Raw genomic sequence first — 11,782 nt, 5'->3', positions numbered from 1 at the left:
GGTGCCATTGGCATCGCCCATCCGGAAGGGCACATGCGAGCCATGAACGATCCCGTGATTTTCGACCGCGCCGCGGTGCGCCGTCATCGCGATCGCGCCGCCCCGCTGGTGCATGCGGTCGCACCGATCCTGCAGGAAGCCGCTGACCGCCTGCTGGACCGGCTGGACGACACGACCTACCGCTTCAGCGCGGCGCTGGATATCGGCGGCCGCGGCGTGGTCGCCCCCCGGTTGCGCGCACGCGGCATCGAAGGCGTCGTGTCATGCGACCTGTCGCCCGAAATGGCGCGGGTGAACGGCGGAACGGTCCTGTGCGCCGACGAGGAATGGCTGCCCTTCGGCCCCGGCACCTTCGATCTGGTGGTCGCCAATCTGTCGCTGCACTGGGTCAACGACCTGCCCGGCGCGCTGGCGCAGATCCGCCACGCGCTCAAGCCCGACGGGCTGTTCCTCGCCAGCGTGCCCGTCCTGCCGACCCTGGCGGATCTGCGCCGCGCCCTGACCGAGGCCGAATGCGCGCTCACCGGCGGCGCCGCCCCAAGGGTCTCTCCCTTTCCCGACCTGAAGGACTGTGCCTCCCTGTTGCAGCGCGCGGGCTTCGCCCTGCCGGTCGCGGATGTGGAAACACTGACCCTGGCCTATCGCTCGCCCATGGGCCTGCTGCGCGACCTGCGCGCCGCCGGCGAGACCAATGCCCTGAAATTGCGCAGTCGGCAGAACCCCACGCCCGACCTGTTCACCGCCGCCCTCGCCAGCCTGGCCCCGGAGACGGACGATGCCCTTCTCTCCGTTCCCCTGCGCATTGCGATCATGACCGGCTGGGCCCCGGCAGACAGCCAGCCCCAGCCGCTCCAGCCCGGTGCCTTTTCGATTTCACTTGAGGATGCGATCAAGAAAATGGAATAACGAAATGAATTTAAAATAAACTTCTATCCGCCGGTCACGCTCATATGCCGGCGCATGGCGGCGGGATCGTCCGCGCGCCGCCCGATGACGAAATCATGGCCCTTCGGCTTGCGCAGGATGGCCGACTGCACGAGGCCCAGCAGTTCGGCATCGCTAGCCCCCTCCCGCAGCGGCTGCCGCAAATCCGTCGCCCCTTCATTGCCCAGACATGGATAAAGCTGCCCGGTGCAGGATAGGCGCACCCGGTTGCAGCTTTCACAGAAATTATGGGTCATGGGCGTGATCAGCCCCAGCCTGCGCCCGGTTTCGCGCACGCGCAGATAGCGCGCCGGCCCGCCCGTGCGCTCGGCCAACGGCTCCAGCGTCCAGCGCCGCGACAGGTCGGCCCGCACGGCGGAGAGCGGCAGATAGCGATCGGAGCGATCCTCGCCCGTCTCACCCATCGGCATGGTTTCGATCAGGCAGAGATCGGCACCGATTTCACCGCACCACGCCAGCAGCGTGTCGAATTCGTCGTCATTTACCCCGGCCATCGCCACCGTATTGATGCGGATCGCCAGCCCCGCCATCCGGGCCGCGCGCACCCCCGCCAGAGTCTGGTCGAGATTTCCGCGCCGGGTGATGCGACGAAATTTTTCAGAATCAAGGGAGTCCAGGCTGATATTGACACGCCGTACACCCGCGCCGGCCAGCATCCCGGCATGCTCGGCCAGCCGGGAGCCATTGGTCGTCACGGTCAGCTCGTCCAAGTGCCCGTCCGCACCCGGCCGGTTCAGCCATTGCCCCATGGCCTGGAAAAAATCGCCGATATCCCGCCGCACCAACGGTTCGCCACCAGTCACGCGCAGCCGCGTCACCCCGCTGCGGATGAAAGCGGCACACAGCCGCTCCAGTTCCGCATAGGTCAGGATCTCGGCCTTGGGCAGGAACGACATGCTTTCCGACATGCAGTACACGCAACGCATGTCGCACCGGTCAGTGACCGAAACCCGCAGATAGGTCACGGCCCGGCCGAGGGAATCGAGAAACGGCGTACCCATGCCAACCCTTCAGGAAACGACCGTCAGCATGACGACCGACGCATCGATCAGCATCTTGCCCTGATCCTCGAAATTGACCGTCACCCGATGGGCAATAGCCGACTGCACCTGCCCCAGTCCCCATTCCGGATGGTCGGGATGGCGGACGAATTGCCCGGGCTCCAGAAACGAACGGAAAGGCAGCGCATCGGCCATGCGGCAAAAGCCTCCGGAAACCAGCCGCCAATACAGCCGGAAGGCATGCATGGCGGCGCAAATGGCCATGCAGGATATCAGCCTGAACCAGGATATTCAAAGGCCACCTGGAACGCACGGCCGGTTCAGTGCTCCTCGCCCGAAAAATCGGGCGCCGCCACGCCCGATCGTTCCAGTTGCGCGGTCAGGGCCGCCTTCAGCCGTTCCAACCCTTCAGGGCTGGCGCTTTCCGCCCGCGCCACCAGCATGGCCTGGGTATTGGAGGCCCGCAGCAGCCACCACCCATCCGCGTCCTTCACCCGCACGCCGTCGATCGTCGCCATGTCGGCGCCTTCGTCGGCCAGCCGAGCCGCGACCTCCTCGATCACCACGAATTTGCGGGCATCGGCGCAGTCAAACCGCAATTCGGGCGTGCTGACCATTTTGGGCAGTGCGTCATGCGCGGCGGACAACGTCGTCTTCATCCGCGCAACAACACCGAGCAGGCGAACCGCCGCATACAGCCCGTCATCGAACCCATACCATCTGTCGGCGAAGAAGAAATGGCCCGACATCTCGCCGGCCAGGGGGGCACCGGTTTCCGCCATCCGCGACTTGATGGGCGAATGGCCGCTGCGCCACATCAGTGGCTGCCCTCCCGCCCTGCTCACCTCGTCGAACAGAACCTGGCTGGCCTTCACATCGGCAATGATCGTGCTGCCGGGCAGCGCCTCCAGCACATCACGCGCTAGCAGGGTCAGAATCTGGTCACTCCACCAGATCGCGCCCCGATCATCCACCACGCCGATCCGGTCGACATCGCCATCGAAGGCAATCCCGATATCGGCGCCGATGTCCCGCACCGTGGCGATCAGTTGCGTCAGGTTCCGGGGGATCGTGGGGTCCGGATGATGGGCCGGAAAACGCCCGTCGATCGCACCATTCAGGATGGTATGCTCACCGGAGATATGCCGCACCAGTTCGGCCAGAACCTCGCCGGCGGCGCCATTGCCATTATCCCAGACGATTTTCAGCCGCCGCTCGCCACCATCCCAGTCCCGCGCCAGCCGGGCGACATAGGCCTCCCGGATATCGACATCGCGCACGCTGCCGACACTCTCGGGCACCACGTCGCCGCGCGCGGCCTGTTCGCCCAGTTCGCTTATACGCGGACCGAAGAAGGACTGGCCCCCCAGGATCATCTTGAATCCGTTGTGATCGGGCGGATTATGACTGCCGGTGACCATGACCGCCCCGTCAGCTTTCATGCTGGCGGAGGCGAAATACAGCATCGGCGTCGGCCCACGACCGACACGCAGCACCTCAACCCCGGAGGCGACAGCCCCATCGACCAGGGCGCTTTCCAGTTCGGGCGAGGATAATCGGCCATCATACCCGACAGCGACGGTGCGCCCGCCCTCGCGGACCACCACGCTGCCAAAGGTCCGGCCAATCGCATAGGCATCACGCGGGCCGAGTGTCCTGCCCACGATCCCCCTTATGTCGTATTCGCGCAGACTTGTCGGATCAAAGCCATGCGCGAACGCCACCATCAACCGGTGTAGTTCTTCAGGAACCCGCGTACCGCTTCCCCGAGATCGGGCCGGTCGATCGACATCGCGATCTGCGCCTCCAGATAGCCCAGCTTGTTGCCGCAATCGAAGCGCTGCCCCTCATAGCGCAGCCCGTGGAACGGAACGTGCCCGATCATCTTGGCCATCGCATCGGTCAACTGCACCTCGCCACCCGCACCACGCTCCAGCTTGGACAGATGCGGCATCACGTCGGCCGTCAGGACATAGCGCCCGATGATGGACAGGTTGGACGGCGCATCCTCGGGCTTCGGCTTTTCGACCAGTCCCGTCACCTCGACCACGCGGCCATCGTCCTTGCCGGTCTTCAGGATGCCGTAGCGGCTGGTGTGCTCGCGCGGAACCTCGGTGATCGCGACGACATTTCCGCCGGTCTGGTTATAGGTATCCACGAGCTGCTTCACGCACGGCACATCGCTCTTCACCAGGTCGTCGGGCAGCAGGATCGCAAACGGATCATCGCCGATGAAGCTGCGGGCGCACCAGATCGCATGGCCCAGGCCCAGCGGCTCCTGCTGGCGGACGGCAATCAGCGCGCCGGCCTCGATGGTGCTGGGCGCCAGGGCATCCAGGGCATCCTGCTTGTTGCGCTCGCGCAGCGTCGTTTCCAGCTCGAAGGCAACGTCGAAATAATCGATCAGCGAATCCTTGCCGCGCCCGGTAATCAGGCAGAATTCCTCGATCCCGGCGGCGCGGGCCTCGTCAATGGCGTACTGGATCAGCGGCTTGTCGACGACCGTCAGCATTTCCTTTGGCATGGCCTTGGTTGCCGGGAGGAAACGGGTGCCGAGACCGGCGACCGGGAGTACGGCTTTGCGCAAGGGTTTGATCACAAGCGTCACCTTCGATCCATCGTTGAAAATCAGAACGTCCGAACACGTCACGAATGCACGCGGCGCATGAAACAACGACCGCGCTCGCCTTTCGTTCTAACCGATATAACAAGAAAAAAAATGACTTAAGTGAGGCAAAAGAACATGATGGGTCAAAAGGATGCCGGTGACGATGTGCGCGCAAGCCCCGTTCGGCCACCCATTCCATCGCCTGCATCGGCGTAAAATCAGCGCGAGCACCCGGCCCCGGAGAATTGGACCAGTGTTCGATTCATCCTGATTTTCAGAAAAAAGCCAATCGTGCCGGCCTGGCCGGCCTGTCGATTGGTGCGGTCGAGAAGACTCGAACTTCCACGGGGTTGCCCCCACAAGCACCTCAAGCTTGCGCGTCTACCATTCCGCCACGACCGCACCGTGACATCGGTTACCGCCTGAGCGATACCGTGTTGACGGAAGGCCGTATAGACGATGCAGGTTCGAGGGGCAATGACCGAAAAGACAATTCTGTGGAATTCAAGCCGGGTGCCGGTTCCCTACCCCGACGCGATCGCCGGGATGGAGCGACAGGTGGCGGGAATCCGCGACGGCAGCCTGCCCGAGCGGGTCTGGCTGCTGGAACACCCCCCCACCTACACGGCCGGCACATCGGCCAGGGACGCGGACCTGTTCAATCCATCCGGCTTCCCCACCCACGCCGCCGGCCGGGGCGGGCAATGGACCTATCACGGGCCGGGCCAGCGGGTGGCCTATGTGATGCTGGACCTCACCCGGCAGCAGGGCACGGTCCCGCCGCGCGACCTGCGGGCCTATGTCCACGCGCTCGAGGAATGGCTGATCCGGACATTGCGCCATTTCGACGTCACGGGCGAACGGCGCGCGGACAGAATTGGCGTCTGGGTGGTCGACCCCCTCACCGGGGCCGAGAGCAAGATCGCGGCCCTGGGCGTGCGCGTCACGCGCTGGACCTGCTGGCACGGCGTGGCACTGAACGTGGCGCCGGACCTGAGCCATTTCGAGGGAATCGTGCCCTGCGGCATCCGCGAGCACGGCGTGACCAGCCTGCACGCGCTGGGCCGTGAGGTAGACATGGCAGCGGTGGATGAAGCCCTGCGCGCCGAGTGGCAGGGCCTCTTCGGCAGCACCCCAACCCCGATCAGTGTCATCTGATACCGACCGGACGCGCTGCCTACAGCGGCGCGTCCAGCGAAAAGAAACCGGGCGGAAAATCCGTGCCGGTCCGCACATCGGTCAGGTGCAGGCGCGTGCTGTTGTGCCGCGCGTCCAGCAGGTCGATCGCCACCAGCGACAACTGCCCGGCGAAATCGGCAAATCCCAGCGTCAGCAGCCCCTGCGATGGATTGTCGCTGCGCGCCATCGAAATCTGCAGCACATTGGCGCCGTGCCGAACCGCCGTAACCACCACGGCGCCCCCCAGATGCACCGGCGTGGACAGCAGCAGCCCCAGCGGCTGGTGCGACAGGTTCATGCGCGTCACCGACTGGCGCTGCGCGTCGCGAAACACCAGGTGCCCACCCGCCGCGACCAGCCGCATCGGGTGCGGCGTCCGGTAGTCCAGGCGCAGGTTGCCCGGCTCGTAGGAAAACGTGCCCTCCCCGACGCCGCCATCGGGCCAGGTCTGGACAACCCGGGCGGTCAGGCCGCGCGTGGTGTTCAGATACCGTTCGACCCGCGCCACGTCATGCCCGTCCACGGCGCCCGGCGATACCTGGCAGGCCGCAACGGCCAGGGGCGCAGACAGGAACAGCCGGCGCGAAAGCGTGCCGCTCCGGCTCATGCGCCCGCGATCCGGGCCTGTTCGGCGGGTGTGCGCAATGTCAGCGACAGCGCATGCAGGCCCGAGGCGAATTCCGGCGCCAGCAGGTCATGCACCAGCCGCGAACGCTGGACCCGCGCCTGCCCTTCGAACGCGGCGCTGACCACCAGCACATTGAAATGCGTCTCGCCCCCGGCGGCGGCACCCCGCATCCCGGAATGACCGGCATGACGACCGCTATCGTCCTCGATTTCGATCAGGCTGGGGGCCAGATGCGTGCGGATCGCGCGGGCGATCCGGTCCACCCGTCTCTCCTCGGCCAGAGAAGGTGCGGCCTCTGCATGGTCTGTGCTGCTCACTGTTCCCGTTCCCTCTTGCTGCGAACTCGCTTGGCTCTTGCACGAATACGGTTCGAACGCACATAACGCCAGATGATGACCCGAAAGAACACACGTCACCGGGCTTTCGACCCCGATCCGGATGCGCCGGCCCGGTGCTGCGACATGGCCGGCTGTGACGAGAGCGCCGGCTATCGCGCACCGAAATCACGTGACGCGCTGAACGAATATTTCTGGTTCTGTCTGCCCCATGTGCGCGAGTACAACGCACGGTGGGATTATTATAAAGGCATGTCGCCCGGTCAGATCGAGGCGCATATCCGCGATGACGTCTCCTGGAACCGCCCCTCCTGGCGGCTGGGCCAGCGCGCGGGCCGCCTGGGCCCGGATGATTTCATCGACCCGATGGACCTGATGGACGGGGCGCGCCGAGCCGGGCCACGGGCCAGCACCCCTGCCCGCCCCGACATGCCCGAGGCCCTGCGCCAGCCGCTGGACATGATGGGCCTGGACTGGCCGCTGTCGATGGACGAGCTGAAAATGCGCTACAAGGACCTGGCCCGGCGGCACCATCCCGACGCCAATGGCGGCGACCGCCAGTCGGAAGAGCTGCTGAAAAGCATCAATGTCGCCTACACCACCCTGCGCGCCCACCTGGTCTCGGCGCGGGAAGCCGATCTGGAACGCACCGCGTAGGCATGGCCTTGCCGGCGATAGCGTCTATAGTGACACCGGAAACGTCGAGAGAACGCCTCAGGCACCACAGACCGGGTGCCGAAGACAGGACGCCAGAGACCAGAACAGGATGCGGGACGACGCCACATCATGGCGTGTCCGGACCCACCAGCCGTGACGGATGCACCCCCAATGAATGACCTTGCCACCCTGACAGCCGGAGCCGTGGACGAGAATGGAGAGGCCCTGCCGCCGATCTCGGCCCTGTCCGGCGCGCCCGACCTGATGGTTTCGGCCCGCGAACTCTTCGGCATCGACAGCGACCTGCAGGTTCCCGCCTTCTCGGTCCGCACCGACCACGTGCCGGACGCCGATCCCACCTACCGTTTCGATCATGACACCACGCTGGCGATCCTGGCCGGCTTCGCGTTCAACCGCCGCGTCATGATCCAGGGCTATCACGGCACCGGCAAGTCATCGCATGTCGAGCAGGTGGCCTCGCGCCTCAACTGGCCGTGCATCCGCATCAATCTCGACAGCCACATCTCGCGCATCGACCTGATCGGCAAGGATGCGATCGTGCTGCGCGACGGCAAGCAGGTGACGGAATTCCGCGAGGGCCTGCTGCCATGGGCCCTGCAACGCCCCTGCGCCCTGGTGTTCGACGAATATGATGCCGGCCGCCCCGACGTGATGTTCGTGATCCAGCGCGTGCTGGAAATCGAAGGCCACCTGACGCTGCTGGACCAGAACCGCGTCATCCGCCCGCATCCCTATTTCCGCCTGTTCGCCACCGCCAATACGGTCGGTCTGGGCGATACGACGGGCCTGTATCACGGCACCCAGCAGATCAATCAGGGCCAGATGGACCGCTGGAACATCGTGACCACGCTCAACTACCTGCCCCACGCCCAGGAAACGGCGATCGTGCTGGCCAAGATGGGGATCGACCCCAACGACGCGCCGGCCCGCAAGCGGGTCGAGAGCATGGTGGCGCTTGCCGACCTCACGCGCTCGGGCTTCATCGCGGGCGATATCTCCACCGTCATGTCGCCGCGCACGGTCATCAGCTGGGCGGAGAATTACCGGATCTTCCAGAACCTGGAATTCGCGTTCCGGGTCACCTTCCTCAACAAGTGCGACGAGGCGGAGCGGCAGACGGTGGCGGAATATTACCAACGCTGCTTCAACGTCGACCCCACCGGCGCCACGCCGCGCGCGCGCTGATCGGCCAGCGCCATGCGCGACCGCAAGAACGACGCCATGTCCGCCCGCCAGGCCGCCGCAGAACGGACGGATGCGTTCAAGCGCGCGACCGTCGGCGTGCTGCGCGCGCTCGGCGGTCGCGCCGACGCCGACGTGATCTTCCAGAGCGGCCCGATTCCAACCGCCGCCGCCGTCAACGGCGAGCATGTGCGCCTGCCCCAGCCCGGTTCGAACCTGCAGGAAGCCGATATCGATCGCGTCCGTGGCGCCGCCGACGCAGCGGCATTGCGGCTGCGCCATCACGACGCCACGCTCCATGCCGCCACCCGACCCGAACCGGCCGATGCACGGGCGGCCTACGAGGCGCTGGAACAGGCCCGCGTGGAAAGCGTGGGTGCCCGCCACATGGCCGGCGTCGCCGCCAATCTGCGGCACAAGGCCGAGCGTGAGTATCGCGACAGCGGCTATGACCGCGCCGACCGGCGCGACCAGGTTCCACTCCCTGTCGCGCTGTCGCTGCTGGCGCGCGAGACCCTGACCGGCGAGCCGGTGCCCGAATCCATGCGCGCGATCGCCGACAAATGGCGTGAGCATCTGGGTCCCTCCGCCCAGCGCGCCCTCACCGACATGGCGGCCGCCCAGGACGACCAGCGCGCCTTCGCCCGGGCAGCCCGCCGGCTGCTGGTGGCTTGCGACCTGATCGAGGGCGAAGCCGAGATCGAGGAAGACCCGGACGGCAGCGACAACGCATCGTCCGACGAAAATGACGACCAGCCCTCCGACGCGGCCGAGGACCAGGCGCCGCAGAAGAAGGAGGATTCGTCCGGACTGGAAGAGGACGACTCCGGCCTGCAGCCCCAGTTGGCGCAGGGCACCGGCATGGGCGACGAGGACGCCGACGATGCCGACCCCGGCGAGGCGGCCGGATCGGAGGAAGCCGGCGGCCCGCGTGGCGCCGAAGACCACACGGCCGAGGACGCCGCGAGCGCCTATCACGCCTTCACGACGCAATTCGACGAAGAGATCCCGGCCGAGGATCTGTGTGACCCCGAGGAACTGACGCGGCTGCGCCAGCAGCTCGACCAGCAACTGGTGAGCCTTCAGGGCGTGGTGTCGCGTCTGGCCAACCGCATGCAGCGCCGCCTGCTGGCCCAGCAGACCCGCGCGTGGGAATTCGACCTGGAGGAAGGCATCCTCGATGCCGGCCGCCTGTCGCGGATCGTGGTCAACCCCACCCTGTCCCTGTCGTACAAGCACGAACGCGACACCGATTTCCGCGATACGGTGGTCACGCTGCTGATCGACAATTCGGGCTCGATGCGCGGCCGCCCCATCTCGGTGGCGGCGATGTGCGGCGACATCCTGGCCCGCACGCTGGAGCGCTGCGCGGTGAAGGTCGAGGTCCTCGGCTTCACCACCCGCGCCTGGAAAGGCGGGCAGAGCCGCGAGCGCTGGGTGGCACAGGGCAAGCCCCCCAATCCCGGCCGACTGAACGATCTGCGGCACATCATCTACAAATCGGCCGACATGCCGTGGCGCCGATCGCGCAAGAATCTGGGCCTGATGCTGCGCGAAGGGCTGCTGAAGGAAAATATCGACGGCGAGGCCCTGCTCTGGGCATGGAAACGCCTTCAGGGCCGACCGGAAAGCCGCAAGATCCTGATGGTGATTTCCGATGGCGCCCCGGTCGATGACAGCACGCTCTCGGTCAATCCGGGCTCGTATCTGGAGACGCATCTGCGCCAGGTCATCGCCCAGATCGAAAACCGCAGCGGCGTCGAACTGGTGGCCATCGGCATCGGCCATGACGTCACGCGCTATTACCGGCGCGCGGTCACGATCTCCGATGCCGAGGAACTGGGCGGCACGATGATGCAGGAACTCTCCGACCTGTTCGACGAACGCGCTCCCACCCGCCGCCGCGCCTGATAGCGCGGCCGGCGATAGGGCCTATGCCGACCCGGCCGGCCCGGTATAGGCACCCGGCGGCGGCCGGTCGATCGGCGGCGCCACCATCAGCGCCTCGTGCCCCGCCAGAGACGAGACATGGGCCAGCCGCTCGCGCGGCAGCGCCTCCGGGCATTCGTCACGCAGAAAGACGATGATCTTCTCGCGGATCTCGCACCGCAGGTCCCAGCTCCGCATCGCCGACCGCGCGCTGGCGATGACCCGGATGGTCATGACATGGGCGCTGCAATCGGCCACCTGAACGTCGAACACCTTGCCGTCCCATAACGCGCTGCCATGCACGATCTCATGCAGCCGCGCACGGATACGGTCCATGGGCGCATGGAAATCGACATACAGGAACACCACCCCGATCAGCGCCGCCGAATTATGGGTCCAGTTCTGGAACGGATTTTCCAGGAACCATGAAATCGGCACGATATGCCGCCGCCAGTCCCATACCCGCAGCACGACATAGGTGGCGGTGATTTCCTCCACCCACGCCCAGTCGCCATTGATGATGATCAGGTCTTCCATGCGGATCGGCTGCGTCATGGCGATCTGCATGCCCGCGATCAGGTTCGTTAGCAGCGGTCGGGCGGCAAGGCCCACCACCACCGAGGCCGCCCCCGCCGAGGCAAACAGGCTCAGCCCATATTCCCGCACCGATTCGAACGTCATCAGCGCCGAACCGACCGTCAGCAGCCCCACCAGGATATCCGCCATGCGCCGCAGCACGCGCACCTGCGTCATGTGGGTCCGCAGCAGGATATCGTCGCGGTCGTCCGTGCCGGTAATCCGCGCCAGATAGGCATCAGACAGGATCCGCATGGCCACGATCGCGGCATAGCCCACCATCAGCACGAACAGCACCAGCAGCGCGTGACCACCCCACTGGATGGTGCTGTACGAAAAGCCCGAGGCCGGCAGCGCCGTCGCCACGAACACGATCGCCAGCATCACCCGCGCCGGGCGCTGCATCGCCATCGTGAACAACCGGATGAACGCGCCCTTCTTCTGCCCGGGAATGCGCAGGACCAGCTTGGTCATGATCCGGCTGCAGACCTCGGCCATCAGCACGGCCGCGCACAGCACCACAACCGAGGCCATGGTGCCGGGAAGCCAGTCAAAGGAGATACGAATCTGGGTCAGAAGGTCGATGAAGGCGTTTTTCACGAATCCGGGTTCACTCTTTCCATGGGGGCGACGCGCGCTGCCGAAGGCATGAATGGCGCCATATCAATGGGGACGAGGTGCTTCTTTAACCACGATGGGAAGCCTCACTTCAAACGTCATC

At 65.8% G+C, this 11,782-nt stretch carries 12 protein-coding genes and 1 tRNA gene; 5 read left to right on the top strand and 8 right to left on the bottom strand.

Translation table 11 applies throughout. The features are described from left to right. Nucleotides 1-33: 33 nt before the first annotated feature. A complete protein-coding gene (locus ACMAUO_RS01755) occupies nt 34-906 on the top strand; it encodes a methyltransferase domain-containing protein (protein WP_420355282.1) in 873 nt (290 codons plus the stop codon). Between the two features lie 23 nt (nt 907-929). Here ACMAUO_RS01755 and moaA read toward each other — a convergent pair whose 3' ends face one another. From moaA to ACMAUO_RS01730, 5 genes are all read right to left on the bottom strand, one after another. Further along, on the bottom strand, nt 930-1,946 hold the full coding sequence (gene moaA, locus ACMAUO_RS01750; RefSeq protein WP_420355281.1) for a GTP 3',8-cyclase MoaA: 1,017 nt from the start codon (nt 1,944-1,946) through the stop codon (nt 930-932). Nucleotides 1,947-1,955: 9 nt separating this feature from the next. Beyond that, nucleotides 1,956-2,141, bottom strand: a complete 186-nt coding sequence (locus ACMAUO_RS01745; protein ID WP_114728273.1) for a DUF3553 domain-containing protein — start codon at nt 2,139-2,141, stop codon at nt 1,956-1,958. A 125-nt stretch (nt 2,142-2,266) separates the two neighbouring features. Further along, the gene (gene pgmG, locus ACMAUO_RS01740; RefSeq protein ID WP_420357171.1) at nt 2,267-3,670 is read right to left on the bottom strand and encodes a phosphoglucomutase/phosphomannomutase PgmG; all 1,404 of its coding nucleotides are present in this window, start codon (nt 3,668-3,670) and stop codon (nt 2,267-2,269) included. A gap of 2 nt (nt 3,671-3,672) precedes the next feature. After that, complete coding sequence (gene galU, locus ACMAUO_RS01735; RefSeq protein WP_420357170.1) at nt 3,673-4,545, bottom strand: UTP--glucose-1-phosphate uridylyltransferase GalU; 873 nt, start codon at nt 4,543-4,545, stop codon at nt 3,673-3,675. A 325-nt stretch (nt 4,546-4,870) separates the two neighbouring features. Next, nucleotides 4,871-4,956, bottom strand: a tRNA-Leu gene (locus tag ACMAUO_RS01730). Between the two features lie 57 nt (nt 4,957-5,013). On the opposite strand from ACMAUO_RS01730, the gene lipB reads away from it, so the two are divergent. Continuing rightward, complete coding sequence (lipB, locus tag ACMAUO_RS01725; protein ID WP_420355280.1) at nt 5,014-5,712, top strand: lipoyl(octanoyl) transferase LipB; 699 nt, start codon at nt 5,014-5,016, stop codon at nt 5,710-5,712. 19 nt (nt 5,713-5,731) lie between these two features. Here lipB and ACMAUO_RS01720 read toward each other — a convergent pair whose 3' ends face one another. Both ACMAUO_RS01720 and ACMAUO_RS01715 read right to left on the bottom strand, forming a co-directional pair. Then, nucleotides 5,732-6,340, bottom strand: a complete 609-nt coding sequence (locus ACMAUO_RS01720; RefSeq protein ID WP_420355279.1) for a LolA family protein — start codon at nt 6,338-6,340, stop codon at nt 5,732-5,734. Next, on the bottom strand, nt 6,337-6,678 hold the full coding sequence (locus ACMAUO_RS01715) for a BolA family protein (RefSeq protein ID WP_420355278.1): 342 nt from the start codon (nt 6,676-6,678) through the stop codon (nt 6,337-6,339). Before ACMAUO_RS01715 ends, ACMAUO_RS01720 begins: the two co-directional genes overlap by 4 nt. 72 nt (nt 6,679-6,750) lie before the next feature. Here ACMAUO_RS01715 and ACMAUO_RS01710 point away from each other — a divergent pair, with 72 nt between their 5' ends. The 3 genes from ACMAUO_RS01710 (at nt 6,751) to cobT (ending at nt 10,467) form a co-directional block, all read left to right on the top strand. Continuing rightward, nucleotides 6,751-7,353: a J domain-containing protein gene (locus tag ACMAUO_RS01710; RefSeq protein ID WP_420355277.1), complete on the top strand. Its 603-nt coding sequence runs from the start codon at nt 6,751-6,753 to the stop codon at nt 7,351-7,353. A gap of 171 nt (nt 7,354-7,524) precedes the next feature. Then, nucleotides 7,525-8,559 (top strand): cobaltochelatase subunit CobS, encoded by a 1,035-nt coding sequence (gene cobS, locus ACMAUO_RS01705; protein ID WP_420355276.1) that lies wholly within the window; start codon nt 7,525-7,527, stop codon nt 8,557-8,559. Between the two features lie 12 nt (nt 8,560-8,571). Continuing rightward, nucleotides 8,572-10,467 carry a cobaltochelatase subunit CobT gene (gene cobT / locus ACMAUO_RS01700; RefSeq protein ID WP_420355275.1) on the top strand — a complete coding sequence of 632 codons (1,896 nt, stop codon included), beginning with the start codon at nt 8,572-8,574 and terminating at the stop codon, nt 10,465-10,467. Between the two features lie 21 nt (nt 10,468-10,488). On the opposite strand, the gene ACMAUO_RS01695 is transcribed toward cobT, so the two are convergent. After that, nucleotides 10,489-11,661 carry a mechanosensitive ion channel family protein gene (locus ACMAUO_RS01695; protein WP_420355274.1) on the bottom strand — a complete coding sequence of 391 codons (1,173 nt, stop codon included), beginning with the start codon at nt 11,659-11,661 and terminating at the stop codon, nt 10,489-10,491. Between the last annotated feature and the right edge of the window lie 121 nt (nt 11,662-11,782).

Origin of the sequence: Gluconacetobacter brunescens, from assembly GCF_048695475.1 — a bacterium.
GTDB lineage: Bacteria > Pseudomonadota > Alphaproteobacteria > Acetobacterales > Acetobacteraceae > Gluconacetobacter.
This window is presented reverse-complemented; position numbering and strand designations above follow the sequence as displayed.